Raw genomic sequence first — 26,171 nt, 5'->3', positions numbered from 1 at the left:
TCGCGTTCAACATGCGCCGATGGGCCACAATCGCAGCATAAGCTTCACCCCGAACACAGCCACCTAGCCTTCAGCCCCAATCCGAAAGACGTCCCTCTTCCCTCTCACGGCCAATAAGTCCAATTACGCAACAGGCCCACAAGGGGAGAGGGCACAACAACGCGCAGCTCAGTTTCCATCCTCGCGCTTGCGCAACAGGTCGCTGGCGAGATCGGTCAGCGCCGGACGCGGCAGCGCGGTGAAGGGCAGCGGCCGCGTCACGTCGATCGCGGCGAGACCGAGGCGGGCGGTGAGCAGCCCGTTCAACACGCCTTCGCCGAGGCGCTGCGAGAGTTTGGCCGCAATGCCATGGCCGAGCATCTGCTGCAGCAGCGTGTCGCCCGCGGCCATGCCGCCGGTGATTGCCAGGTGCGTGATGACATGCTTGAGCAGGCTGATCATGCCGAGCGCGCCGGGCCGCCCGCCATAGAGCCGCGCCAGCTGCCGGATCATCTTCAGCGCGGCTGCGAACACGAACAGCACGTCGAACAGCGCGCGCGGGCTCACCGCGGTGACGACGGAGACGCGCTGCGCCGCCACCGAGACGATGCGCCTTGCCTCCTGGTCGAGCGGCGTCATCAGCTCGCGCTCGGCCAGCCGGATCATGTCGGCGCCGTCGATGATGTCGCCGGCGTGTTCGGCCAACGCAGTGCGGGCGCGCGCCAGATGCGGATTCTGGTGCGCCAGCTTCAGGAGATCGTCGACGACGGCGCGGCTTTCCGCGCGGTCATCGCTGGCGAGCACGGCGGTAGCACGAGCATGCAGCTTTTCGATCGCCGCCAGCCGCATCATCCCGAACGCCTCGCGGCCGGTCACCACCGCAAGCGCCAGCCCCGCGGCTGCCGCAAAGCCGAGGCCGAGCCAGCCGAGGCTCTCGCTGCGCGCGAACAGATCCTCGATCAGCTTGACGATGGCAAGGCCGGAGCCGAGCAGCACCAGCCCGCCGGTCGCGATCCAGAACAGCGTGCCCCAGCCGAAACGGCGCCGCACCGCGACCGGCCGTGCTTCGACCGGCACGGGCAGTTGCGATGGCTCTGCTTCCGGCGTGATGCGCACCGTGCCGCGGACAGCATGGCCGGGCTCGTCGGCATCCACCACGACCACATTGGCGTCGTCGAGCTTGAAGGTCGCGGGCTTGCGCGTTTTCTCGCTCATTGCAGTCGGTCTCCGATCAGGAACTGGAGGGCGCGGTCGAGGCGGATGTGAGGCAGCGCCGGCTGTGCATCGCCGTCGCGCTGGAGATGCGGCGGGCGGAAGCGCAGGAAGCGAAAATCGGCCTTGTCCGACGGCGCGCTGGAAAGCCCCTGAAACGCACCATCGCCCCGGAACAGCGCCTGGGGATCGGCGGGCAAGTCGCCCGGAAAGGTCGCGACCTCGGTCTCTCCGTCGAAGAACTCGCCATTGGCGCTCTCGCCCGCGGCCGGCGTGCCCAGGATCGACGGCAGCTTTTCCCGGCCGCGTGTCACCATCGCCTCGCGGGTGGCGCGCACGGCGGCGAGCGCGACCACGTCGATCGTGGCTTCCTCGTGCTCGGCGCGTTCGGCTGCGCGCGCCACGATGCGGCGCAAGATCGCTTCCAGCCGGTCGTGGCTGGAATGATGCAGATGGTCGGCCTTGGTGGCGGCAAACAGGATGCGGTCGATGCGCGGCCGGAACAGGCTGGAGAAGAAGCTCGAGCGGCCGATGCGGAAGCAGTCGAGGATGCCGGCAAGCGCGGCTTCCAGGTCGTGCAGCGCCTCGGGCCCGGAATTGAAGGCGGCAAGCGCGTCGACCAGCACGATCTGGCGGTCGAGCCGCGAGAAATGATCCCGGAAGAACGGCCGCACCACGGCGTCCTTGTAGGCCTCGTAGCGCCGCACCATCATCGCCCACAGCGACCCCTCCGGCGCGCTGCCGTCGATGGGCACGTCCAGCGGCGCGAAGGTCAACGCCGGCGAGTTGGCGAGATTGCCGGGCATCAGGAAGCGCCCGGGCGGCAGCAGGCTCATGGCGAAACGCTCGTCGCGGCAGGCGCGGAGATAATCGGTGAACAGCCGCGCCGAGACCAGCGCCGCCTGTTCGTCGGCGCGACCCACCGCCGACAGCGTCGCCAGATGCGCATGCCACGGCGCGGCCAGCTCCTGCCGCGGCCCCTCGCGCGACAGCGCCAGACTCTCCGCCGACCATTGCTCGAAACTCTTGTTCAGCAGCGGCAGGTCCAGCAGCCACTCGCCGGGATAGTCGACGATATCGAGAATGAGGCTGCGGTCCGCGCCGTTCTGCCGCTGATAATCGATCACGAGCCGGAGCTCGCTGATGTCGGTGGTCGAGCTCGGCCAGCGCCGCTCCGAGACGAGGGTCCGGACATGGTTTTCGTAATCGAAGCGCGGCACGGCATCGTCCGGCTGCGGCTCCAGGCGGGCGCGCGCGATGCGTCCGCTGCCATAGGCCTCGAACACCGGAAAACGGCCGCCGCGCGTCAGCCCATGGATCAGCGCGGTGATGAACACCGTCTTGCCGGCGCGCGACAGGCCGGTGACGCCGAGCCGGACCGTGGGGTTGAACAGGCCGTCGCCATAGTCCCACAGCGCCCGCGCGGACAGCCGCGCCTCCTCGAGGATTTCCTGGAAACTGGGAGGCATGCGGCGGCGTTGAGATCCGGGCTGGGGAGGGCAATTTCCGTAAAAGTAACGCCAGCAAAGGTGGCGATCGGCGCGCCAAAATCAAGCGTCACGTTTTTGACGCGATTGAACCGGGGCGTGAACCCTTCGTTGACCAGAAATGCCTCATGATTTATCGATCCGGAAGGCTGAGCAGGCGAGAAGCCGACATGAACGTTTTCCGACTGAAGCAACTGGCCTCGACGTCGTTCCATGCGGCGGCCGGCGCCGTGCACTGGAATTTCGACCGCGCCGAGCTGATCGCCGACGGCGTCGTGCATGTCATCGGCCTCTGCTTCGGCCTCGTCGCCGCGACCGTCCTGATCGTGCTCGCCGCGGTCTATGCCTCCGCCCTCGATATCGTGGTGTCCTCGATTTATGTCGCGGGCCTGCTTGCCATGCTCGGCCTGTCCGCCACCTACAATCTCTGGCCGGTGTCGCGCGCCAAATGGGTGCTGCGCCGCCTCGACCATTCGGCGATCTATATCCTGATCGCGGCGACCTACACGCCCTTCATCATGCAGGTGAAGGGAAGCGCTCTCGCCGTCGTTCTGCTGATCGGCGTCTGGTGCGCCGCGATTGCCGGCATCGTGCTGAAGCTGAAATATCCCGGCCGGTTCGACCGGCTCTCGGTCGGGCTCTATCTTGCCATGGGCTGGAGCGGCATGATGCTCTATGATGCCGTGGTGAAGGCGCTGCCGACGCTGGCGCTGGGCTTCATCGTCGCGGGCGGCATATTCTATACGCTCGGCGTGGTGTTCCACGCCTGGCAGCGGCTGCGCTTCCAGAACGCGATCTGGCACGGCTTTGTGCTCTCCGGCGCCGCCTGCCACTACACGGCGGTGCTCGACATCGTCCTGAAGTAAGCGCTAAGAAATAGCGACAATCAAAAAGCGGGGAGGGTGCCATGCAGGTGACCGGCAAGGTCGTGGTCGTCACGGGCGGCGGTAACGGCATCGGGCGCGCCATGTGCGAGGCCTTCCATCGCGCCGGCGCCGCCAAGGTGGTGGTTGCCGACATCGATCCCAACGCCGCGCGCGCGGTGGCAGGAGGAATCGACGGTGCGGCCTTCAAATGCGACGTCGGCAAGGAAAAGGACGTTTCCCACGTCATCGAGGAGACCGAGCACCAGTTCGGCCCGATCGCGCTGTTCTGCTCCAATGCCGGCATCGGCGGCGGCTTCGATCCGCTGTCGCTGAATGCCGGCGGCAATTCCGACGAGCCGTGGCAGCGCAGCTGGGCCATTCACGTCATGGCGCATGTCTATGCCGCGCGGCATCTGGTCCCGCGCTACAAGGCGCGCGGCGGCGGCTATTTCCTCAACACCATTTCGGCAGCAGGCCTGTTGTCGCAGGTCGGCAGCCCCGCTTATTCCACCACCAAGCATGCCGCGGTCGGCTTTGCCGAAAACCTCGCGATCTCGCACAAGGCCGACAATATCGGGGTTTCCATCCTCTGCCCGCAGGGCGTCGATACCAACATGCTGCGCTCGATCCCGAAGGGCCCGCAATCCGGCGACGGCGACCTCTCGCCCGAGCAGGTGGCCAGGGACGTCCTCGCAGGCCTCGAGCAGGAGACCTTCGTGATCCTGCCGCACCCGCAGGTGCTCGGCTACATGCGCAGGAAGACCGAGGATTACGACCGCTGGATATCGGGCATGGCCAGGATCCAGGAGAAGATGCGCGAGACCTACGGGAAATAATTGTCGCCGTCATGGCCGGGCTTGTCCCGGCCATCCACGTGTTTCTTTCGGACACCACCAAGACGTGGATGCCCGGCACAAGGCCGGGCATGACGAAGTGTTGCTGCAGCTACCTCGCCGCAATCGCCGCGATGAACAGCGCGAATGCCAGCGTCGACGCGACCGTGCGGACGTGATTCCACCACGTCCAGTCCGCCAGATACCGCGCCCATAGCGTGCCGGCTTCGCCGCTGGCCGGCGGTACGGCCGCCAGCGCATTGTTCAGCGGCACGTTGAATATCATCGTGACCACGAACATGCCGACCACGTAGAGCGCGCCGCCGGCAAGCCACATCGCCGCGCCCGGCTCATCCCATCTGAACGGCGCCAGCACCGCGAGCGCCGCCGCGGTGAGCGTCGAGCCCATGAAGACCGGCAGGAACAGCGACTGCACGATCTCCCTGTTGATCGCGTTCATTGCGGCGATGCCGGCCGCCTGGTCGATGCGGCCGAGCGCCGCCATGATGAAGGTCGAAAACGCGAAATAGAGCCCGGCCAGCAGGCCGCATCCGACGGCGGAGAACCACAACAGGGAGGTGACGAGGGCACGCATGACGCTCACTCCATGAATACGAGGATTTATCGTATTTGCAAAAAGCGATAAGCTCTCGTATTTGAATCGTCAAGGACTTTCTCGGACAGGCGGGCAGGGATGGCAGGGAAGCAAAAGGCGGCGAGCGCGGGGGCCGGCATCTCGCGTCTGGTGCCGGTGCAGAAGCGCAGCCGCGAGCGCTACGAGCACATCCTTGGCCAGGCCGCCGCGCTGCTCGCCGAAAAGGGCTCCGAAGCCTTCCGCATGAGCGAACTGGTCGAGCGGACCGGCGTCGCCTTCGGCTCGCTCTATCAATACTTTCCCGACAAGACCGCGATCATCGGCACGCTGGCCGAGCGCTGCAACCAGGCCGGCCGCGACTGTGTCGCGCGCGACCTGTCGGCGGTCGAGACCGTGCGCGACCTGCACCCGGCGCTGTGCCGGATCGTCGACAGCTACTATCGCATGTTCATCGACGTGCCCGTGATGCGCGACATCTGGCAGGCGACGCAAGGCGACCGGGTCTTGCAGAAGCTCGACCGGGAGGACGTCGATTTTCTCGCGGACCTCTTGGCATCGACCCTGCGCCGCGTCGCCGCGGACCTCCCGAAGCCTGCGCTGCAGGCCTGGGCCCGCCTGGTCATGACCTTGATCGCCGCGGCAGTCCGCCACGCGATAACGTTACCGCCCAAAGAGGGCCGCCTGCTTCTTGCCACATTCAAGCGAATGCTGCCTACTGACCTCTCGATGCTCTGAGCCAACAGCACTTTGGAGCCCGATGAACTGGTGGCCATTCGGGAAAGAAACGGCCGCAAAGGATGGCCCGCAGACGCTTCTCGATGACATCGGGAAGCGCGGCAAGCGGTATCTCGACGACGTCGACAACGGGAAATTCGTCAGCCCGGCCTGCAGGCGCACCGCCTCGGACGCAGGCTGCGACGAAGCAGCCATCGCCGACCACACCCGACTGGAAGCTTTCCGCTATCTGCTGAGTCTGCCGCCGCGCGAATTCGCCCTGCTGGCCGAGCCCGAGTCGCAGGCCGCCCTGCTTGACGGCTATCTGCGCCAGTTGCCGCACGACCAGACGGTGATCGAATTCACCGGCGTCACCAACGCAGATGTCGCCATCGCCATCATCGCCGGTTTCAACTGGCTCATTCATTGCGCGGTTCTCGCCGGCGCCGATCCGAAACAGTTCTACGGCGCACTGCGTAATTTCCGCCGCATCGCCTCCTCGGCCCAGAAGTGGTGGACCGCCGACGGCGCAAGGGAGCGCTACGCCGAAATGCAGAAGGTCGGCGAGGCGCCGCCGGTGTTCCTCAACCTGGTATGGGCGGACTACGGCCGCATGGCCGCGGAAATCGCGGCGGCGCACGCGGCGCGGCGGTAAGTGCCAGAGTCAATTGATCACGACGATTGTGAGCTGCAGCTTGCGCCGCAGTCCAAAGCGCCTGGATCGAATACTTCGCCGAAGATGTGGCAGGCTTGCGGGAAGTCGTAAGGCGATGTGTGCCGCATTGCTGCGGCACACATCGATCGGCCCGGGAAAATTCTAGCGCCTTCCCGGAAAATCCATCGGCCCCTGACCGCCGCCGCGGGGACTGTCGGTGTCACGACCGCCGCGGGGATTGTCATTGTCACGGCCGCCGCGCGGTTCGTCGCGGCCGCCGCCGGGAATGCGGATGACGTCGCCGGGGGTAACCTGCGGCCTCGGGCGCTCGCGCTCGATGCAGCTGTTTCCTCTCGCCACCATATCCGTCGGACATTCGCAGGCGCCGCGGCGATTGAGTTTCGCCGGTGGATTGCACACGGTCGGCTTCACGCACTCACGTCCGCGCTGCTCCAATCCGGCCGGGCATCCGCAACCTGTACCGGAGGCATTCGGGATCAGCGGCGAGCGGCATTCCATCGGCCGTACGCATTCCTTGCCCTTCTGGACGGTCGGCGGCAGACAGATGCACTGACCGGCGACGGGACCCGGCACCATCGGCGGCTGGCACGACGGAGGTGGCGGCGGGCCCTCGCACTTGTTGCCAACGAGATGGGTCGGAGGCGGACAGATGCACTGACCGGCAACGGGACCCGGGACCATCGGCGGCGGACAGCCGGCGACCGGTTTGGTGACTGTCACGCAGGATTTGTCGTTTGGCGGATTGACGTCGCTCAAGCCCGAACCCGGCTTGGTGCCGACCTGTGCACAGTTCGTGAACGGCGGAAATGGCGCCGCCCCCAGGGCCGTTGCGACGATGTCGATCGTGCCGAGGGACTGGTTGGGCACGGTCGGACCGGCACCGATATAGGTGCAGGTTATCGTGCTACCCGCGGACGCCGGCAGCGTCACGCACGTCCAGTTCGTTCCGGTTGCGCTGTTGAACGTCATTCCGGCCGGAACGACATCCGTCACCGTGACGACGTTGGTTCCGTTGAACGGCGCACCCACGCTGGTGACTGCCAGATGGAAAGCATAGCCATTCACCTGAGGAACCGGACTGGTGCCCCCGGTCTTGACGACCGCAAGATCGATATTCCCTGCGGTTTCCGTAACCGTCGCGCACGCCGTATCGTTCGCCGGATTGGTATCCACGCCCGAGCTGCTGCCGATACCGACCGTCGCGCAATTCGTAAACGGCCCCGGTCCCGTGGTGGTGTAGTGGACGACCATGGTGCTCGAGAGCGACGCGTTGGTGGCGAGCGAGCCGGCGGGACCATAGGTGCAATGCATCGTGCCGGGTCCGACCAGAGTAGGCGGCACGCAGGACCAGCCGGCGCCGGTTACGCCGGTCACGGTCATGCCGGCCGGGATGTTCTCGGTGATGGTGATGCCGCCGGCCGGGAAGGTGATCGGCGGTCCGACATTGGTGACCCACACGTTGAACCAGTGGCCGCCGCCGCCGCCCGGTGTGGTTTCCTTGCCGATTTTCAGGTCGATCGGCGTGACCGGCACGCATGTGCCGTCCTTGTTCACCGTGCCTGGCGGACATTCGCAAATACAATCGGGGCCGCAAATGGCTTCAAGGTTTGCGATCATCGACATGCCAGTCGGGTTCATCGCGCCCGGGCCCGGGTTCGCGGGCGAGGCGTTCTGAACTGTCACCGTCAGGACATTGAGCCCCGGAACAAAAAACGAAGTAGGGACACAAAAGAAGACGGCTGGCGTGCTGTAACTACTGGGGCTGGTGGCCACGATGTTGGCGGGCGCGTTCAGCGTCACCACCGAGCTGTTGTCGGACCCATACTGCCCGCAGAGCTTGAGGCCCTTGTAGGACTCCGGGCGACAGGTCAGGTTGAACGCACGCGTGTAGACATATGTCCCCACCGGGTGGGTTTGGGTAAGGACGAATGGTTTGGGTTGGATCCAGCGAGTGGAGAGGGTGGTCCAGCCGCCATAGGCCGTGGAATGTGCGAGAGGACCGTAGGGCGTTACGGCCCAATTCGGATCGAAGCCAGGCGAGGAAAGCACGGTGCTCAAGTCGAGGCTCACCGCCTGTCCTGGCTGCGTACACGGCGGCAGCGCTTGCGGCGGCAGCGAGAAGCTGGTCGGCTGGTTGGGCGGATAGCAGGCGTTACCACCACCGCCACCACCACCACCACCACCACCGGTCTGTTGACCGCTGACATAAGGCGGGCTGGACGTATTGCCGGCAATCGCGGTGCAGGGCCGCGTGAGAATCCGCACGCTGCCGATGTGGCCGCTGGCGCGTGCATCGTCGAACTTGTCGTCGTAGTCGACGAAGTAGCTGATGGCCGGCGGCTCGTTGGCGCCGCGCACCATGTCCGCGGGACTGCCTTGCAGCCCGTTCACCAGCAACGGACCGCCGGGTTCGAGCTGGCTGCGCAGCGCCGGGTTGTTGCGGAGATTTTGCGCGGTGGTCCACAGCGAAGCCTCGCACGACGCGCTGTCGAGCGTTCCATCCTGGCGATAGCCGTAACCGAGCGCGACGCCGCCATCGGTGTTGCGGTAAGTGCCGGCAAAGCCGACCGCGTATTCCTCCGGCATCGGCTTCCAAAGCCCCGGTGACGGCGGGTCGTTGGCGTCTTTCAGCCAGTAGCGCAGCACGCGCGGCTCGCCCGGCTTGGTGAAGGCGGAATAATCATGGCTGGCGGCGATCGGCGCGCGCTGCGCCAGGATCAGGGCGCCTCTTTGCGAGAATGCGATATCGGAAACCGGATACGGACCGGGCTGCGCCGCAACTTCAACCTCGAGGCGCGCATCGGCCGCGAGACTGCCGTCCTGCGCAATGCCGACCGACCAGATTTGCGGTCCTTCCGCGGCGGCACCATTCCTGACCGAGTAGAACAGCCGTCCAGCCTGGACCGCGAGACCCCACACCCGCCGTTCCGGCGGAGCAAAACCCCAACTGTCCGGATTCTCGGCGTTGAATTTGTTGTTGGCGATATTGGGCCGATTGGCCGGATTGAACGGCATCGGCGCCAGGTTGGCCGCGCTGCGGCCGGTCACGCCGTGATCGAAGGGGGCGCCGGGTTCGCTGCCATCGGCGAGGGCGAAGCGATGGATCATTCCGGTATAGAGATCCGAAACAAACAGCTGCTTGTGCGCGGCATCGTGGGCGAGGTTGCCCAGCGCGGGACCCGGGTTGGGCACGCCGTCGAGCATCACCTTGGCGAACAGGGTTACTGCGCCGGTGGTGCCGTCGACCCTGTAGATGCTGCCGGGATCGCCCTGCAGGTCGAGTCCGAACTGCCCCTTCATCCAACCTGTGCCTGGACCGCCGACCTTCCTGCGCTCAGGCAGGCCATCAGCCCCGCGGCCAACGAGATTGAGGCCGAACGCCGAGCTGGCGGCGAGGTAGATGTTGGTTGCAGGCTGGTCGTCGAGCGCTACGCCGAACACCTGACCGGTGTCTTTCGCGAACACGTCGAAGGTCTTCGGTGCCTGGAACAGTCGGCCGTCCCAGACATAGCCGGGCCGGCCGACGCCGACGATGCGGGCGGCAGGGCCGTCCGGATTGATGAAAGTGAGATCGATGGCGGATTTGTTCGCCGGGCGCGGCTTGCCCGGGTCGGGAGCGATGGTGCCGGCAAATCCGGTCACCACGGCATCGCCAAGGTTCAGGCCGGGAACGGGTTGCTGTGCGTCGGCGCCAGATGAAAACAAATGAAAAAGCAGCAGCAGCGGCAGGAGCCGCGCGACAAATTTGAACAAAGTCAACCTCCCGTCGCCCGACCCAATTCGGGCGCGACAAAACACTCATTCCGAGTTTTCGAGAGGCCAGCCGGCGAGGAGTTATGTGAACTCGCGCGATTGCACGGTCATTTGTTTCTAACAAACCAATAAAAAAACGGTCTTATTGCCGCGAAACGCGACGCTATCGGAGTTTGATACAACCGCATAGCGAAATATTCAGGTAAGGTCAGCTGACGTGCCACGACACAAATTCCACCGTCAGCCCTTCCGCGCGTAAAGCAGCGGCACGGCGGAATCCACGGCTACCTCGACGAGGCTCGTGCCCTTGTGCGCGAGCGCCTGCTTCAGCGCGGGCGCAAGCTCGGATGACTTGGTCACCCGCACCGCATCGCAGCCATGGCCTTGCGCGAGCTTGACGAAGTCGAGGCCGGGAATGTCGAGGCCCGGCACGTTGCGCACCTGCATCACCTGGCTGAACGAGCGCATCGCGCCATAACCCGAATTGTTGATGACGACCACGGTGAGCGGCAGCTTGCGCTGCGCTGCGGTCCACAGCGCCTGGATCGAATACATCGCCGAGCCGTCGCCGACGAGGCAGACGGTGCGGACATTACCGCGGCCGAGCGCCATGCCGACGGCGGCGGGCAGGCCATAGCCGAGCCCGCCGCTCGCCATGGTGTAAAAACTGTCCTGGCCGCGCATCGGCATGAATTTTTGCATCGCCGGGCGATGCGACGGCGCTTCCTCCACCAGCACGGCATCGCCGGGCATCGCGTTGGACAACGTGTGCAGCAGGTATTCCACGGGGATCGGATCGTCGGCGGCCGGCGCCGGCGGCAGCAGGCGGGCGGCCGGCATCACGCGTTTGGCCGCCGGCAGCATTTCCAGCAGCATCGCCAGCGCTGGCTTCATGGTGGCGATAATGCTGGTGCCGCGCGGGGTCACGGCGGCGGCCGCGGGATCGTCGGTGATCTGGAAGATGGTGGTCGCGCCGTCGAAGATCGAGGCATGCCCCTCGACATGGAAGGTGAAGACCGGCGCGCCGATCACGACCACGAGGTCATGGAGGCCCAGCGCGTCCGACAGTTGTCCGGGCGAGGCATGGAGGAAGCCGGCGAATTGCGGATGCCGCTCCGGAAAGGAGCAGCGTGCCGAGAACGGGCTGACCCAGACGGACGCCCTGGTCTTCTCCGCCACCTGCACCATGAGGTCGACGGCCTGCGCCCGATCGACGCCGGGGCCGACGACGAGGGCCGGGCGCCTGCTCTCGGCAATCGCCGCCGCCAGCGCCTTCATGGACGACACATCCGGCCCGAGTTCGCGGCTGACCTGGCGTGCCTCGACGAGCGAGGTCGCGTGCGTCCAGTCGTCGATTGGCACGGAAACGAAGGTCGGCCCGCAGGGCGGCTGCATCGCCGTGTAATAGGCACGCGCGATCGCGGCCGGCACGTCCTCGGGCCGCGCCGGCTCGACGCTGTATTTCACGTATGGTCGCGGGAATTCGGAAGCACGCTCGGCATAGAGGAACGCCTGCAGCGGCAGGATCGAGCGTGCCTGCTGGCCGGCGGTGATCACCAGCGGCGTCTGGTTGCGATGCGCGGTGTAGATATTGCCGAGCGCGTTGCCGACGCCGGCCGCCGAATGCAAATTGACGAAGCCGGCATTGCGGGTGGCCTGTGCATAGCCGTCGGCCATGCCGATGACGGAGGCCTCCTGCAAGCCCAGCACGTAGTCGATGTCGTCCGGCCAGTCGGCGAGAAACGGCAACTCGGTCGAGCCGGGATTGCCGAACACCTTTCTGATGCCGAACGCGCGCAGCAGGCCGAAGGTGGCGTCCTTGACGCTGACGGATTTTGCCTTGGCTGGCTTGCGGGAGGACATGATTACTCCGTCATTCCGGGGCGATGCGAAGCATCGAACCCGGAATCTCGAGATTCCGGGTCTGGTCCTTCGGACCATCCCGGAATGACGCTAAGCGTCACCACGTCGCCACGCCCTTCATCGTCGGCTGCCCTTCCGCGTTCGCGGTCCACAGCTCCATGCCGCCGCCGGCATTGTCATTGGCATTGATCGAGAACTCGCTGCCTTCGAACAGCGGCTGCACGCCGCGATAGACGAACTTCTTCGGCGCCGTGCCGCCGTGCAGTTTGGCCGCGAACTCGATGATGAACGCCGCCTGCAGCGGGCCATGGAACACCAGGCCCGGATAACCCTCGACCTTGGTGACATAGTCGCGGTCGTAGTGGATGCGGTGGCCGTTGAAGGTCAGCGCCGAATAGCGGAACAGCAGCACGGGATCGGAGACATGGCTCTCGCGATGCTTCGCAACGGGCGGCGGAGGCGGAGCCTTCGTTGCCGCCTGCGGGCCGCTGGTCGCCTCGCGATAGACGATGTCGTGCCGCTCCTTGATGGCGGTGCCGCGCGGCGTCGTGATGACATGATCGACCGCGACGAAGCACAGCGTGCCGGTCGAGCCGCTCTTCAGGGTCACGTCCGAGATGCGCGAGGAACGCTTCACCTCGTCGCCGACGCGCAGCGGCTCGATGAATTCGAGCTGCCCGCCGGCCCACATCCGGCGCGGCAACGGCACCGGAGGCAGGAAACCGCCGCGGGTCGGATGGCCGTCCTGGCTCAGTTGCGACATCGGGTACACCGGTGGCGCCAGGCACCAATGCGTGGTGAAGGGCGCCGCATCGCCCGTCCTGGGCCGGCCGATCTCCTGGAACAGCGTCGCGCGCAGTCCCTTGACGAGCTGCGCCGTGACGATGTCGGTCGCTTCCTCGGTGCGGCCGATCCATTGCCTGAGTTGATCGATGTCGGGCTTTTCGCCCGCGATGGCCGGCGCACTCATGACGACTTCCTGATGGGTTGGGCTTTCGGCAGCTCGTGGTGATCGCCGATGGCAGGCACCGCACCATATTGGCGTTTCTCGCCGACCACGATCATGGCCGGCGCGGGATAGCTGACCTTGCCGTTCGGCGTGTCGACCTCGATGCGGCGCAGATGCGGATGGGTGGAAAGGTCGGCCATGCTGTTCACTTCGGCAAACGCAATGTCGGCATCCGCCAGCTTCTTCAGGAGCTCATCGCGGGTCAGTCTGGCAAAGCTGTCGCTCACCGTCTTGTCTGTGAGCGAACGGTTTTTCACGCGCTCGATATTGTTGGCGAGGCGCGGATCATTGGGCAGGTCGGGCTGGCCCAATACCTTGGCGCACAGTGTCTTCCACTCGCGCTCGCTCTGGATCGAGATCAGAACGTCCTTGCCGTCCTTGGAGCGGAACACGCCGTAGGGCGCGACCGAGGGATGGGCGAGGCCCATGCGCTGCGGCGGCTTGCCGTCTTCGGCATTGAGCAGCGGCACCGTACACCAGTCCGCCATCACGTCGAACATGGAGATGCGGATGTCGACGCCCTTGCCGGTGCGGCCGCGCCCGATCAGCGCTTCCAGGATCGAGGCGTGCGCGGTGGCGCCGGTGGCGACGTCCACGATCGACATGCCGACCCGCGAGGCGCCTTCCGGGCCGCCGGTGATGGAGCAAAGTCCGCTCTCGGCCTGGATCAGCAGGTCGTAGGCCTTGCGGTGCGCGTAGGGGCCGTCGTCGCCATAGCCCGAGATGGTGCAGGTGATCAGCGAGGGATAATCCTTGCGCAGACGCTCCAGCGAGAAGCCGAGCTTGTCCATCGAGCCGGGCTTGAGGTTCTGCAGCAACACGTCGGCGCCGGCGATCAGTTCTTCCAGCGATTGTCGGCCTTCCTTCGTCGCCAGATCGATCACCACGGAATCCTTGCCGCGGTTGAGCCAGACGAAATAGCTGCTCTGGCCTTTTGCGGCGACGTCATAGCCGCGGGCGAAATCGCCCTCCGGTCGTTCGATCTTGATGACATGCGCGCCGGCATCCGCCAGCCGCGAGGAGCAGAACGGCGCAGCCACCGCCTGTTCCACCGCAATGACGACGATTCCCTGAAGTGGCAGCATGGTCGCCTCTCAGTAGGAGCGGGGCATGCCGAGCACATGCTCGGCGATGAACGACAGCACCAGGTTGGTCGAGATCGGCGCCACCTGGTAGAGCCGGGTCTCGCGGAACTTGCGCTCGACGTCGTATTCCTCGGCGAAGCCGAAGCCGCCATGGGTCTGGATCGCGGCATTGGCCGCTTCCCAGGACGCATCGGCCGCCAGCATCTTGGCCATGTTGGCCTCGGCGCCGCAATCGAGCCCGGCCTCATATTTGCGTGTGGCTTCCTTCACCATCAGTTCCGCCGCGCGCATCGAGGCGTAGGCCTTTGCGATCGGGAACTGGATGCCCTGGTTCTGGCCGATCGGCCTGCCGAACACGGCGCGCTCTTTGGCGTAGTGCGATGCCTTCTCGATGAACCATTTGGCGTCGCCGATGCATTCCGATGCGATCAGGATGCGCTCCGCATTCATGCCGGAGAGGATGTAGCGAAAGCCCTTGCCCTCGTCGCCGATCAGGTTTTCCGCCGGCACCTTCATGTCGGTGAAGAACACTTCGGTGGTGGAGTGGTTCATCATGGTGCGGATCGGGCGGATCGAGAGCCCGGCCTTGCGTGCTTCGCGCATGTCGACGAGGAACACCGACAGTCCTTCGGTGCGCTTGCGCGCCTGTTCCTTCGGCGTGGTGCGCGCCAGCAGTACCATCAGGTCGGAATATTCGGCGCGGCTGGTCCAGATCTTCTGGCCGTTGACGATGTAGCCGTCATTGCCTTCCTTGCGCGCCACCGTCTTCAGCGACGAGGTATCCGTGCCGCTGGTCGGCTCGGTGACGCCGAACGCCTGCAGGCGCAATTTGCCGCTGGCGATCTGCGGCAGCCATTTCGCCTTCTGCTCGTCGTTGCCGTGCCGCAGCACCGTGCCCATGGTGTACATCTGGGCGTGGCAGGCGCCGGCGTTGCAGCCGGCGCGATGGATCTCTTCCAGGATCGCGGTCGCTGCCGAAAGCTTCAGGCCGGCCCCGCCATACTCTTCCGGGATCAGCACCGAGAGATAGCCCGCTTCCGTCAGCGCGTTGACGAAGTCGGTGGGGTAGGCCATCGCGCGGTCGAGCTTGCGCCAGTATTCGCCGGGAAACTGGGCGCACAGCTTGGCGACGGCGTCGCGGATGTCGGAATAGTCCTGCTCGTGATGTTGTTCTTGATGTTGTTCTTTGCTCATGTTCGATTTCCGTCGGTGGTATTTCGGGTTGATCTTTGTGTTCTCGTTATTGTGAAACCACCGCGGACTCCCTATGCTCGATTGTTATAGCGTATGGCCCCGCATTCCAAGACCGGCAAGCATGGATTTCCGTCAGCTCAGGACGTTCAGTTGCGTAGCCGAACTCGGCAGCCTGAGCAAAGCTTCCGACAAGCTCAGGATCGCGCAGCCGGCGCTCAGCCGCCAGATCAAGCTGCTGGAGCACGAGCTGCGCGCGGAACTTTTTACCCGCAGCGGCAGGGGAATGGTGCTGACCGAAGCCGGCCGGCTGTTGCTGGCGCGAACCTCGGGCATCGTGCGGCAAATCGACCAGATCCGCGACGACATCCAATCGGCGGCAGGTGCGCCCTCGGGGCGGGTCGTGCTGGGGCTGGTCCCCACCGTGAGTTGCGTATTGTCGGCGCGGCTGGCGCGGCGCACGGTCGAGACCTATCCCGGCATCTCGCTCTGCATCGTCGAGAGCTATAGCGGCCATCTGATCGAATGGCTGCATCGCGGCGAGATGGATCTCGCGATCATCTATGGCCCGTCGGCGGATCTGCATCTCGCCATCCAGGGGCTTGGCCGCGACCGCATCGTCGCGGTGGGGCCGCGCGGCTCGGGCCTTGCGAAGAAGAAGCAGGTCGGCATGGACTGGCTGCTGCGCCAGCGGCTGGTGCTGCCCAGCCATTCGCACGGCCTGCGCGCGCTGATCGAGCGCGCCGCAGCGCAACGCAAGCTCAAGCTCGACGTGCAGCTCGAGGCGGATTCCTTTCGCGTGCTCACCAGCCTGGTCGAGGAGGGGCTCGGCTATTCGCTGCTGCCGCCGTCGTCGGTGCGCGGCGAGATCGAGGCACGCCGGCTCGAGGCCGCGGCGATCTCTTCGCCGGCGCCGATGCGCGAACTCGTCATTGCCTCCCCGATCGATCATCCGGATTCGACCGCCACCTCCGTCATCACCGAGCTTCTGCGCAGCGAAACCGCCGCCTGCCGCAGCGAAGGCCTGTGGGATATCAAGCTCGGGTGACGCCTTTCTCACGACACCGCAAGGCCGAGGTGCTGGCGAAAGCGGTTCTTCAGGAACACGCCGTCGCGCGGCGGCAGCGCGCGGTCGACGTGATCGGTCGAGATGCGGATCAGCGCCAGCTTCGGTCCGTTTCCGATACGATGGACTTCGCTGCGGAACGCCGCGACGCCGGCCATGTCGGTGATCTCGACCACCGACGGAATGCCTGCGCCGCGCGCGATCGCGTCCAGCTTCGCGCCGAGGCCGGAATGGCTGCGCTGCATGCCGGTCTCGCCGAAATGCCCGTTGTCGAGCACGGCGATGGACAGGTTCTGCGGCTTGCGCGCGGCGATGGTCAGCAGCCCGCCGATGCCCATCAACTGCTCGCCGTCGCCGGTGATGACAAGCACGGGCCGCTTCGGTTGCGCCTGCGCCAGCCCAAGGCCCATCACGCCCGCGCCGCCCATCGCGCCCCAGAGATAGAAATTGCCGGCATGGTCGCCGGCATCGAAGGCGTCGTAGGACGATGAGCCGAGGCCGGTGACGACAAGCAGATCGCCGCGATCGGCCAGCAACGCCTTCACCGCCTCGCGGCGATCGAGCAGGGAGTTCTTCGTCATCACTTCGTCTCCGTCCATTTCTTGCGGCCGAGCATGCGCTGCGCGATCAGGATTGCGATCGGCTGGTCGCTCTCGAAGGCGAGCGAGCAGGCGGCCGAAACCACTTCCTCGGCATCCTCCGGCTGCTCCAGCCGGAACACGGTGACGCCCATGATCTCGAAGGCCTGAGCGGTGGCCTTGCCCATCGGGATCTGCCACGGATTGAACTCGGCCCACTCGCCGCGCATGGTCACCAGCGTGAGGAACGGAAAACGGCAGCTTGCCAGCAGCGACAGCATGTTGACGCAGTTGCCGACGCCCGAGGACTGCATCAGCAGCGCCGCGCGGTCGCCGCCGAGCCAGGCGCCGGCGGAAAGCGCCACGCCTTCCTCTTCCGTCGTCAGCACCGTGGTCGCAATCGCCGGATCGGCATGGGACAGCTCGATCAGCCGGGAATGGCCGGCATCCGGCACATAGGAGATTTGCGCGACGCCATGCGCCTTCAGCGTGCGGTAGATGGCGTCGGGCCAGTCGGTCTGGACGGCGGTATCGGCGGGAGCGGCGATGTTCATCGGGGCCTCGGCTGGTGAGGGCGCGTATGCGCGCCGTCTCGGCCCAAGCCTTTAAACCGGAAGCGGGCTTGTTCCTCTTCCTATCTGGTTCCAGCCGCTATGCCGGAATTGTATAGGCTGCTGCTCAGCGGAAACCGGCCGGCAAGTCCATCGCGCGCATCGTGGCGGTGGCAAAGGCGCAGATGCGCTCGGCGCCCGCCTTTCGCGACGATACCTCGACCTTGACGACGCTGATGGTAGAGCCACCCTGGATTATCTCGGCACGAGCGATGATTTCCTCGCCATCCGCTGGCGCTAGGAAGTTGATCTTGATCTCGACGCTCACCGCGATCTTGCCTTCAGGCATCGACAATGTGGCGCACGCGCCCGCGGCATGATCGGCAAGGCCGGCGATGACGCCGCCATGGAAATGGCCGAAGAACTGCGTCAAGTCAGGCCGCTTCACGAGTGCCATCGTTAGCTTGCCCGATTCGGCCGACACGACGCGCATCCCGACCGACTTCGAGAATCCCGGCAGTTCCATGATGCCGGCGAGCTGCTTGATGCGATCCGCCCCGCTCATGGCGCCTGCGCCTTATCCGGGGATGCGCACCGGCAGCTGCTCGATGCCGCGCACGAAGGAGGAATAGACCCGCTTCGGCTCGCCGACCACCTCGATCTTCTCGAAACGCTTCAGCATCTCCTGCCAGACGATGCGCAGCTGCAGCTCGGCGAGCCGCATGCCGACGCAGCGGTGGATGCCGAAGCCGAACGACAGATGCGTGCGCGGCCGGGCGCGGTCGATCAGAAATTCCTCCGGCCGCTCGATCGCTTCCTCGTCGCGGTTGCCTGAGACGTACCACATCACGACGCGGTCGCCCTTCTTGATCTTCTTGCCGCCGAGCTCGGTGTCTTGCAGCGCCGTGCGCCGCATATGGGCGAGCGGCGTCTGCCAGCGGATCACTTCCGGCACCATCGATTCGATGAGGTCCGGATTCTCGCGCAGCTTCCTGTATTGATCGGGATGCTCGTTGAGCGCCAGCACCGAGCCGCTCATGGTGTTGCGGGTGGTGTCGTTGCCGCCGACGATGAGCAGGATGATGTTGCCCATCAGATTGTCGGGATCCATGTGCCGCGTGGCGTCGCTGTGCGCCATCATCGACAGCAGGTCGTTCTTCGGCGGCGCGTTGACGCGCTCGTTCCACAGCTTCGACATGTAGGCGCGGCATTCGTCCATCTCGCGGCGGCGCTCTTCCGGCGAGGAGACGACGCCGCTCTTGGGCAGCGCGGTCGAGACGTCGGACCAGCGCGTCAGCTTGCGCCGCTCCTCGAACGGGAAATCGAACAGCGTCGCCAGCATCTGCGTGGTGAGCTCGATCGAGACGCGCTCGACGAAGTTGAAGGTCTCGTTGCGCGGCAGATTGTCCAGCACCTTGATGGTGCGGCCGCGGATCAGCCTTGCCAGCTCGTCCAGATGCGTCGGCGTGAACATCGGCGACACCGTCTTGCGCTGCGCCGAATGCTTCGGTTGGTCCATGGCGATGAAGCTCGGCCAGTCGTAGCCGACCGGGGCGTCGCGGATGTTGATGCCGCCGAGCGCCGCATCCGAGGAGAACAAATGATGGCTGGTGTCGACCGTCATGATGTCGTTGTACTTCACGACGGACCAGTACGGCTCGATCGGCGCGTTGGTGCAGTAATGCACCGGTTCTTCCTTGCGCAGCCGCTCGAACCACGGCCACAGCGTATCGTCCTGGAACAGTCTTGGCGCGCCGGGATGGAAATCCTTCAAGGGAGTCGAATAAGCCTCGTCGCGGGCGCGAGCGAGGCGTTCGGCCTTGTCGGGGCGGACGGCTGCGTGGACGTTCATCGTGTTCGTTCCCGGATGCGAGTCAGATTTGGCCATCATTTTACGCGCAGGGGTGCGCGCTGTCTCGGGCATATCGGCTATGCGGCAATGCGTACCGGGAGGGTCTCGTAGCCCTTGATGAAGCTGGAATAAACCCGCTTCGGCTCATCGACCACCTCGATCCTGTCGAAGCGCTTGAAGATCTCTTCCCAGATGATCTTCAGTTGCAGCTCGGCCAGCCGCATGCCGACGCAGCGGTGGATACCGAAGCCGAACGAGATATGGGTGCGCGGCCGCGCGCGGTCGATGATGAAGTCGTAGGGCTTCTCGATCACCTCATCGTCGCGGTTGCCGGAGACGTACCACATCACGACCTTTTCGCCCTTCCTGATCTTCTTGCCGCCAATCTCGGTGTCGGCCAGCGCGGTGCGGCGCATGTGCGCGAGCGGCGTCTGCCAGCGGATCACTTCGGGCACGAAGGTGTCGAGCAGCGCCGGATTCTCGCGCAATTTCCTGTATTGGTCGGGATGCCTGTGCAGGGCATAGAGGCTGCCTGTCATGGTGTTGCGCGTGGTGTCGTTGCCGCCGACGATCAGCAGGATCAGGTTGCCGAGGAAGTTTTTCGGGTCCATGTTCCGCGTCGCATCGTTGTGCGCCATCAGCGACAACAGGTCGTTGCGCGGCGGCCCGCTGGCGCGTTCCTTCCACAGCTTGGCGAAATAGCCGGCGCATTCGTTCAGCTCGGCCATCCGCTCCTCGTCGGTCGCGACCAGGCCGCCGGGGCCGGGCAGGGTGGTGGCGACGTCGGACCAGCGCGTCAGCTTGCGGCGGTCCTCCCAGGGGAAGTCGAACAGCACCGCCAGCATCTGCGTGGTCAGCTCGATCGCGACGGTGTCGACGAAATCGAACACCTCGTTTCGCGGCAGATTGTCGAGGCAGCTTGCCGAGCGCTTGCGGATGTTGATGGCGAGCTCGTCGAGATTGTCCGGCGTGAACATCGGCGCCACGGTCTTGCGCTGCGCCGAATGGCGCGGCTGGTCCATGGCGATGAAGCTTTCGCGGCGCAGGTCCGGCGGGGCGTCGCGGATGGTGATGCCGCCGAGCGCGGCAGCCGAGGAGAACACGCCGTGATTGGTGTCGACGGCCATGATGTCGTTGTACTTGGTCACCGACCAGTACGGCCCGAACATCGAATCCTTGCAGTAATGGACGGGGTCTTCCTTGCGCAGCCGGTCGAAATACGGCCAGTGCGTATCCGTCTGGAACAGCTCGGGATGGCCGGGATCGAAATCCTCCAGCCGCATCGAATTGGCTTTTTCCCGCGCCTCGCGCAGTGAGGCTTCGCCCGCTTGTTCGATGGTTCCGTGCATGCGGCTTCTCCCGAGAGTGCAGGCGCCGGTACATGGCCGGCGCGGCAATGTTTTAGGCTATTACACCCCTTGCGGCGGCCGGCCGCAAGGGCGGAGTTTTCCGGGAAACGATACGGCACCGTATCATTTTCCCGTGACAACCGCGCCGCACCAAGCTAAAGGCTTGTGCAACAAAGCCACTTTGCCGGGAGGCCCGCCATGATCGCCAACGCGCATAAAATGTTCAATTTCGACCTCGGCGAGACAGCGGATGCGATCCGCGAGACCGTGCACGACTTCTCCTCCAACGAGATCGCCCCGCGCGCCGCCGAGATCGACCGCTCCAACCAGTTTCCGCGCGATCTGTGGCCGAAGATCGGCGCGCTCGGCCTGCACGGCATCACCGTGGAGGAGGAATATGGCGGTGCGGGGCTGGGCTATCTCGAGCATTGCCTCGCCGTGGAAGAGATGTCGCGCGCATCCGCCGCGGTCGGGTTGTCCTACGGCGCCCATTCCAACCTCTGCGTCAACCAGATCCGCCGCAACGGCAACGAGGCGCAGAAGCGCAAATATCTGCCCAAGTTGATTTCCGGCGATCACGTCGGCTCGCTCGCGATGTCCGAGCCCGGCGCCGGTAGCGACGTGGTCTCGATGAAGACTCGCGCCGACAAGAAGGGCGACCGCTTCGTGCTCAACGGCAACAAGATGTGGATCACCAACGGCCCGGTCGCCGACACGCTGGTGGTCTATGCCAAGACCGATCCGAATGCGGGGCCGCGCGGCATCACCGCCTTCATCATCGAAAAGGGCATGAAGGGATTTTCTACCGCGCAGAAGCTCGACAAGCTCGGCATGCGCGGCTCCGACACCTGCGAGCTGGTGTTCGAGGATTGCGAGGTGCCGGAAGAAAACGTGCTGGCCGAGGTCGGCCGCGGCGTCAACGTCTTGATGAGCGGACTGGACTATGAGCGCGCGGTGCTGGCGGCGGGTCCGATCGGCATCATGCAGGCCTGCATGGACGTGGTGCTGCCCTACGTGCACGAGCGCAAGCAGTTCGGCCAGCCGATTGGCGCGTTCCAGCTGGTGCAAGGCAAGCTCGCCGACATGTATACGACGATGAACGCCTCGCGCGCCTATGTGTATGCGGTGGCGAAAGCCTGCGACCGCGGCGAGACCACCCGCGAAGACGCCGCCGGCGCGATTCTTTATGCCGCGGAAAAGGCCACGCAATGCGCGCTGGACGCGATCCAGCTCCTGGGCGGCAACGGCTACATCAACGAATATCCGACCGGCCGCCTGCTGCGCGACGCCAAGCTGTACGAAATCGGCGCCGGCACCAGCGAAATCCGCCGCATGCTGATCGGCCGCGAACTGTTCGACAAGACGGCGTGATCAAGGACCCGTAGGGCGGATTAGCCGAAGGCGTAATCCGCCATCATGGATGACTAGCGGCGGATTACGCTTCGCTAATCCGCCCTACGGGGCTGGGTCACCCGCATTCGCGGGTGACGACACATGAGCCAGCCAGGCCTCGCATTTGTCCGAAACCTCCATCACACTTCCGGCTACTAATCCGTGCTGTAATCTGTCCGTGACGCCGCCTGGAGTTGATCCGTGAGCCAGTTCGCCTCGATTCCGATCGTGCCCCCGCCGGCACTGCCCGTGCCGCCGGTGCCGGTACCGCCGCCGCTGCCGGCCTCGGTGGAATTCACGGGCGACCGTAACGGCTTCCTTCATCTGGTCGCGCGCGGCGCAGGGCTGGAGCTGGTCACGCTCGGCTTCTACCGGTTCTGGCTGGTCACCGACATCCGCAGGCATCTCTGGTCCAACACGGTGATCGACGGTGATGCCGCCGAGTATACCGGCCGTGCCCGCGAGCTCCTGATCGGCTTCCTGATCGCGCTGGCCATCCTGGTGCCGATCTACCTCGCCTATTTCCTCGTCAGCGTCGAAGCCGAGCATTGGCAGGCGCTGGCCAGCATCCCGCTGATCGCCGCCTTCTTCGTGTTCGGCGAGTTCGCGATCTATCGCGCGCGGCGCTACCGGCTGACCCGCACGGTGTGGCGCGGCGTGCGGTTCTGGATGGACGGCTCGGGCTGGCTCTATGCCTTGCATGCCTCGGTGTGGATGCTGCTCACCGCCGTCACGCTCGGCCTCGCATGGCCGTGGCGCGCGGCTGCGCTGGAGCGCTACAAGATGCAGCATTCCTGGTACGGCGACCTGCAAGGGCGCTTCGAGGGCAGCGGCTGGGAGTTCTTCAAGCGCATCTGGTGGCTCTACCTCGTCACCCCGCTCGCCCTCCTGCTGTTTCCCGCGCTGCCGTTCCTCTACGCGCACTACAAGACCGTGGAGTGGCGCTGGTGGGTGTCGGGCATCCGCTTCGGCGACGTCACCCTGGAATCGAAACTGCAATCCGACGCGTTGCAGGGCCTCTACTGGAAGACGATCGGCTGGTACATGCTGCTGGGAACGGTGTTCGCCACCCTCGTTGGCGCCGTGGCTGCGCTGGTCGGCGGTCTCGGTGGCGCGGCCGCCGGTGCGGCGGCGGGGCCGGACGCCCTGATGCAGAACATCCCGCTGCTCGTCGTGACCGTGATCGGCTACATGGCGCTGGCGCTGGCGCTCAGCGTCGTCACCCGGCTCTATCTGACGCGCGATCTCTGGGCGAAGATATTGGCGACGACGGTGGTCACCAACATTGCGGCGGCGGCCAATGTCACGGGGAAGGGCGAGCTTGCGAGCGCGGTCGGCGAAGGCATCGCCGACGGCCTCGATGTCGCGGGATTCTGACGCATGAACGCGACCGGCAGCGAATCCGTGATCTACTTCGACGGTACGTCGAGCCGGCGTCATGCCGCGACGCTTGCCTTCGCCGATGCGTTGGAGATCGCCGTCGACGGCGAGATCAGGGCAAGGTGGCCCTTTGCCGATATCCGCCGCGCCGACAGCGCGCCCGGCACGCTGCGCGTCTCCTGCCAGACCGCGCCGGCGCTGGCGCGGCTCGAGATCCGCGATGCCGCGCTGGCGGCCGAGCTGACTTCCCGCACCGCTGATCTCGACGAACATCATCTCGGCCGCCGCGGCGTGGCAAAGATCGTCGGCTGGTCGCTCGCCGCCGCCGTCTCGATCGTGGTGGTCGTCCTCTACGGCGTGCCGCTCGCGGCCGACCGCCTCGCGCCGCTGGTGCCGGAATCCTTCGAGCGGCGCTTCGGCGACGTTGCCGAAAAGCAGGTGAAGTTCGTGTTCGGCGAGAAGGTCTGCGACAGCAGCCCCGCCGGACAGGCCGCCTTCGACAAGCTGGTCACGACGCTGCGCAATGCCGCCGGTCTCGACGATTCCGTGCAGTCCGCCGTGCTGTCGAGCGAGATCCCGAACGCGCTGGCGCTGCCGGGCGGCAAGATCATCATGTTCGACAGCCTGATCGCCAAGGCCCACAACCCCGACGAGATCGCCGGCGTGATCGCCCACGAGCTCGGCCATCTCAGGCATCGCGACAACATGCGCGGCCTGATCTACAACGGCGGCACCTCGTTCCTGATCGGCCTGTTGTTCGGCGACATCACCGGCTCGAGCGCCGTGATCTTCGCCTCGCGCACCCTGGTGACCTCTTCCCATTCGCGCGAGGCCGAGACCGCCGCCGACACGTTCTCGATCGACGTGATGAAGAAGCTCGGCCGCCCGCCCAAGGCCATGGGCGAGTTGATGCTGCGCGTCACCGGCAAGGAAGGCGGCAAGGGCCTGACTATCATCTCGACCCATCCGCTGAGCGAGGACCGGCTGGCGCGGATGAGCAGGGAAGACCAGACCCCGAAGGGGCCGCCGCTGCTCACCGACGCGGAGTGGCGGGCCCTGAAGGGAATCTGCGGCAAGGGAAAAGTATGAAAAATTGTAGGATGGGTAGAGCGCGAGCGAAACCCATCATCTGCGCCCGCTGAAAGTCCTCGATGGGTTTCGCTCGCGCTCTACCCATCCTACAGCGGCGCGAGAGCGCTTCTCAATCCGCCAGCCCGTTGACCTGCTTCACCCAAATCCGCACGTCGGCGAGCACCGCGGGCAGCACCGCCTTCACCTCCTGCACGGTCATGCCGGCCTTGATGCGGGGATCGTACAGCAGGTTGAGCAGATACTGGTCGTAGACGTCGAAGAAGCCCATGGAGACGTTGTCGTTGAACATGGTCCACGGCACGCTCGCGGTGTCGTTGATCGGACCGAGCGACTGCAGCAGTTCCTCATAGGCGCAGTCGAGGAAGACGAAGTCGCCGTTGTCGACGGTGAGGATCACGTCGGAATGCTCGATCTCGAACTTCTCGTTCTTGCGGAAGCCGGAGAGGCATTGCGGATCGAGCGAGGACTTGATCTCCCTGGCGCGCTCGCCGCCGTAGAAGGTCGAGATGGTCCGGAACAGGTCGCGGTCGCGCACCAGCTTGACCAGCACGTTGGCGGCCTCGTTGCTGTCCACCATGGCGATGTCGAGATGGCGCACGCGCGTAGCGATGTCGGCGACGATCTTGCCGATCTGCGCCCTGCGGTCGGCGCGGCCGTCGGCGAACACGCGCACCGGTACCTCGTATTTGCGGATGCGGTCGACGCGGCCGGCCAGATGGTATTCGGCGCCGAACGCCGTCTTCATGAAGCCTTCGACGATCTCGCTGTCGGTGAAATGCTTCTTCTCGGCGCGCTGCCGCGAGGCGATGGCGGCGAGCTCGGCCGCGGCCGGCGGGGGCAGGGCAATTCCGATCGTCGACGCCGCCAGCGCCGTTGCTATCAGGAGAGTGTGCCGGCGAGGTCTGTTCATTGTCACGACGCTGACGCAGGAAGAAGGCGCGCGCAAGGCCCGCATGCGTCGACGCCAGCAGGTTCCGCCCTAGTTCTTCACCACCACCGTGGTGCCGACGCCGACGCGGCTGTAGAGATCGGTGACGTCTTCATTGGTCATGCGGAAGCAGCCGGACGACACCGCCTGGCCGATCGTCTCCGGCTCGTTGGAGCCGTGAATGCGGTAGAGCGTCGAGCCCAGATACATCGCACGCGCGCCGAGCGGATTTTCGACGCCGCCGGGCATGTGGCGCGGCAGATCGGGACGGCGGCGCAGCATCTGCGCCGGCGGTGTCCAGGACGGCCATTCCTTCTTTGCGGTAATGCGGTGGGTTCCGCTCCAGCGAAAACCGTCGCGGCCGACGCCGATGCCGTAGCTGATCGCCTGGCCGTTCCCCTGCACCAGGTATAGCCGCCGCTCGCCGGTATGGATGACGATGGTGCCGGGCGCATAACCGGTGAGCATCACCGTAGAGCGCGCGACCGGGCTGCGGCCGCCGCTGTAACCGCCGCCGCGGAAATTCGGGCCGCCGCCCATGATGTCGCGCATGTCGAAGAGTTGCGCCTGTGCATTGCCCGCCGCCAGCATCGCTGCCACCGCATACAGCCAACCGAGCCCCCGGATCATCTTTCTTCCTCGCAAGTCAATTTCGAATGCCTCGCCCCGACAGGCCATAACGGGAACGCCTGCGCAAGCAACGAGCCCGTGACTGCGGCA

The 26,171-nt window shown here is 65.4% G+C and carries 23 protein-coding genes; 8 read left to right on the top strand and 15 right to left on the bottom strand.

Features of this window, described 5'->3' with window-relative positions:
- Nucleotides 1-168: 168 nt before the first annotated feature.
- The gene (locus HZB49_RS27180; RefSeq protein ID WP_291617067.1) at nucleotides 169-1,194 is read right to left on the bottom strand and encodes a TIGR01620 family protein; all 1,026 of its coding nucleotides are present in this window, start codon (nucleotides 1,192-1,194) and stop codon (nucleotides 169-171) included.
- Nucleotides 1,191-2,660, bottom strand: a complete 1,470-nt coding sequence (locus HZB49_RS27175) for a YcjX family protein (protein ID WP_291617065.1) — start codon at nucleotides 2,658-2,660, stop codon at nucleotides 1,191-1,193. Before HZB49_RS27175 ends, HZB49_RS27180 begins: the two co-directional genes overlap by 4 nt.
- A gap of 188 nt (nucleotides 2,661-2,848) precedes the next feature.
- On the opposite strand from HZB49_RS27175, the gene HZB49_RS27170 reads away from it, so the two are divergent.
- Nucleotides 2,849-3,544, top strand: coding sequence for a hemolysin III family protein (locus tag HZB49_RS27170; protein ID WP_291617063.1), 696 nt, complete (start codon nucleotides 2,849-2,851; stop codon nucleotides 3,542-3,544).
- 41 nt (nucleotides 3,545-3,585) lie between these two features.
- Nucleotides 3,586-4,380 (top strand): SDR family oxidoreductase, encoded by a 795-nt coding sequence (locus HZB49_RS27165; RefSeq protein WP_291617061.1) that lies wholly within the window; start codon nucleotides 3,586-3,588, stop codon nucleotides 4,378-4,380.
- A gap of 109 nt (nucleotides 4,381-4,489) precedes the next feature.
- On the opposite strand, the gene HZB49_RS27160 is transcribed toward HZB49_RS27165, so the two are convergent.
- Nucleotides 4,490-4,972 (bottom strand): anthrone oxygenase family protein, encoded by a 483-nt coding sequence (locus tag HZB49_RS27160; RefSeq protein ID WP_291617059.1) that lies wholly within the window; start codon nucleotides 4,970-4,972, stop codon nucleotides 4,490-4,492.
- 99 nt (nucleotides 4,973-5,071) lie between these two features.
- Between HZB49_RS27160 and HZB49_RS27155 the strand changes: the two genes are divergently transcribed.
- Both HZB49_RS27155 and HZB49_RS27150 read left to right on the top strand, forming a co-directional pair.
- Nucleotides 5,072-5,707, top strand: coding sequence for a TetR/AcrR family transcriptional regulator (locus HZB49_RS27155; RefSeq protein WP_291617057.1), 636 nt, complete (start codon nucleotides 5,072-5,074; stop codon nucleotides 5,705-5,707).
- A gap of 22 nt (nucleotides 5,708-5,729) precedes the next feature.
- The gene (locus HZB49_RS27150) at nucleotides 5,730-6,341 is read left to right on the top strand and encodes a hypothetical protein (RefSeq protein WP_291617055.1); all 612 of its coding nucleotides are present in this window, start codon (nucleotides 5,730-5,732) and stop codon (nucleotides 6,339-6,341) included.
- A 162-nt stretch (nucleotides 6,342-6,503) separates the two neighbouring features.
- On the opposite strand, the gene HZB49_RS27145 is transcribed toward HZB49_RS27150, so the two are convergent.
- From HZB49_RS27145 to HZB49_RS27125, 5 genes are all read right to left on the bottom strand, one after another.
- Nucleotides 6,504-10,115: a hypothetical protein gene (locus HZB49_RS27145; protein WP_291617053.1), complete on the bottom strand. Its 3,612-nt coding sequence runs from the start codon at nucleotides 10,113-10,115 to the stop codon at nucleotides 6,504-6,506.
- Nucleotides 10,116-10,355: 240 nt separating this feature from the next.
- The gene (gene mdlC, locus HZB49_RS27140) at nucleotides 10,356-11,978 is read right to left on the bottom strand and encodes a benzoylformate decarboxylase (protein WP_291617050.1); all 1,623 of its coding nucleotides are present in this window, start codon (nucleotides 11,976-11,978) and stop codon (nucleotides 10,356-10,358) included.
- A gap of 97 nt (nucleotides 11,979-12,075) precedes the next feature.
- A complete protein-coding gene (locus HZB49_RS27135) occupies nucleotides 12,076-12,948 on the bottom strand; it encodes a MaoC family dehydratase N-terminal domain-containing protein (RefSeq protein ID WP_291617049.1) in 873 nt (290 codons plus the stop codon).
- Nucleotides 12,945-14,072 carry a CaiB/BaiF CoA-transferase family protein gene (locus HZB49_RS27130; protein WP_291617047.1) on the bottom strand — a complete coding sequence of 376 codons (1,128 nt, stop codon included), beginning with the start codon at nucleotides 14,070-14,072 and terminating at the stop codon, nucleotides 12,945-12,947. The genes HZB49_RS27135 and HZB49_RS27130 overlap by 4 nt, the downstream gene beginning before the upstream one ends.
- Nucleotides 14,073-14,081: 9 nt before the next feature.
- Nucleotides 14,082-15,266, bottom strand: coding sequence for an acyl-CoA dehydrogenase family protein (locus HZB49_RS27125; RefSeq protein ID WP_291617045.1), 1,185 nt, complete (start codon nucleotides 15,264-15,266; stop codon nucleotides 14,082-14,084).
- Nucleotides 15,267-15,387: 121 nt separating this feature from the next.
- Here HZB49_RS27125 and HZB49_RS27120 point away from each other — a divergent pair, with 121 nt between their 5' ends.
- Nucleotides 15,388-16,311 (top strand): LysR substrate-binding domain-containing protein, encoded by a 924-nt coding sequence (locus HZB49_RS27120; RefSeq protein ID WP_291617043.1) that lies wholly within the window; start codon nucleotides 15,388-15,390, stop codon nucleotides 16,309-16,311.
- An 8-nt stretch (nucleotides 16,312-16,319) separates the two neighbouring features.
- Here HZB49_RS27120 and HZB49_RS27115 read toward each other — a convergent pair whose 3' ends face one another.
- The 5 genes from HZB49_RS27115 to HZB49_RS27095 all read right to left on the bottom strand — a co-directional run bounded on the left by HZB49_RS27115 (nucleotide 16,320) and on the right by HZB49_RS27095 (nucleotide 20,659).
- A complete protein-coding gene (locus tag HZB49_RS27115) occupies nucleotides 16,320-16,910 on the bottom strand; it encodes a thiamine pyrophosphate-dependent enzyme (protein ID WP_291617041.1) in 591 nt (196 codons plus the stop codon).
- Nucleotides 16,910-17,461 carry a thiamine pyrophosphate-binding protein gene (locus HZB49_RS27110; protein WP_291617039.1) on the bottom strand — a complete coding sequence of 184 codons (552 nt, stop codon included), beginning with the start codon at nucleotides 17,459-17,461 and terminating at the stop codon, nucleotides 16,910-16,912. The genes HZB49_RS27115 and HZB49_RS27110 overlap by 1 nt, the downstream gene beginning before the upstream one ends.
- 124 nt (nucleotides 17,462-17,585) lie before the next feature.
- The gene (locus HZB49_RS27105; RefSeq protein ID WP_291617037.1) at nucleotides 17,586-18,023 is read right to left on the bottom strand and encodes a PaaI family thioesterase; all 438 of its coding nucleotides are present in this window, start codon (nucleotides 18,021-18,023) and stop codon (nucleotides 17,586-17,588) included.
- Nucleotides 18,024-18,035: 12 nt separating this feature from the next.
- Nucleotides 18,036-19,310 (bottom strand): cytochrome P450, encoded by a 1,275-nt coding sequence (locus HZB49_RS27100; protein ID WP_291617035.1) that lies wholly within the window; start codon nucleotides 19,308-19,310, stop codon nucleotides 18,036-18,038.
- A gap of 77 nt (nucleotides 19,311-19,387) precedes the next feature.
- Nucleotides 19,388-20,659 (bottom strand): cytochrome P450, encoded by a 1,272-nt coding sequence (locus tag HZB49_RS27095; protein WP_291617033.1) that lies wholly within the window; start codon nucleotides 20,657-20,659, stop codon nucleotides 19,388-19,390.
- Between the two features lie 198 nt (nucleotides 20,660-20,857).
- On the opposite strand from HZB49_RS27095, the gene HZB49_RS27090 reads away from it, so the two are divergent.
- The 3 genes from HZB49_RS27090 to HZB49_RS27080 all read left to right on the top strand — a co-directional run bounded on the left by HZB49_RS27090 (nucleotide 20,858) and on the right by HZB49_RS27080 (nucleotide 24,520).
- Nucleotides 20,858-22,030, top strand: a complete 1,173-nt coding sequence (locus tag HZB49_RS27090; protein ID WP_291617031.1) for an isovaleryl-CoA dehydrogenase — start codon at nucleotides 20,858-20,860, stop codon at nucleotides 22,028-22,030.
- Nucleotides 22,031-22,252: 222 nt separating this feature from the next.
- Nucleotides 22,253-23,428, top strand: a complete 1,176-nt coding sequence (locus HZB49_RS27085; protein ID WP_291617029.1) for a DUF898 family protein — start codon at nucleotides 22,253-22,255, stop codon at nucleotides 23,426-23,428.
- Nucleotides 23,429-23,431: 3 nt separating this feature from the next.
- Nucleotides 23,432-24,520 carry a M48 family metallopeptidase gene (locus HZB49_RS27080; protein ID WP_291617028.1) on the top strand — a complete coding sequence of 363 codons (1,089 nt, stop codon included), beginning with the start codon at nucleotides 23,432-23,434 and terminating at the stop codon, nucleotides 24,518-24,520.
- A 112-nt stretch (nucleotides 24,521-24,632) separates the two neighbouring features.
- On the opposite strand, the gene HZB49_RS27075 is transcribed toward HZB49_RS27080, so the two are convergent.
- Nucleotides 24,633-25,433, bottom strand: a complete 801-nt coding sequence (locus tag HZB49_RS27075) for a DUF2927 domain-containing protein (RefSeq protein ID WP_291617026.1) — start codon at nucleotides 25,431-25,433, stop codon at nucleotides 24,633-24,635.
- Between the two features lie 69 nt (nucleotides 25,434-25,502).
- Nucleotides 25,503-26,081: a L,D-transpeptidase gene (locus tag HZB49_RS27070; RefSeq protein ID WP_291617024.1), complete on the bottom strand. Its 579-nt coding sequence runs from the start codon at nucleotides 26,079-26,081 to the stop codon at nucleotides 25,503-25,505.
- Between the last annotated feature and the right edge of the window lie 90 nt (nucleotides 26,082-26,171).

This window comes from Bradyrhizobium sp. (assembly GCF_016219575.1).
In the GTDB taxonomy this organism is placed as follows: Bacteria; Pseudomonadota; Alphaproteobacteria; order Rhizobiales; family Xanthobacteraceae; genus Bradyrhizobium.
The sequence above is the reverse complement of the archived record's forward strand: the minus strand, read 5'-3'. Positions and strand labels throughout refer to the sequence as shown.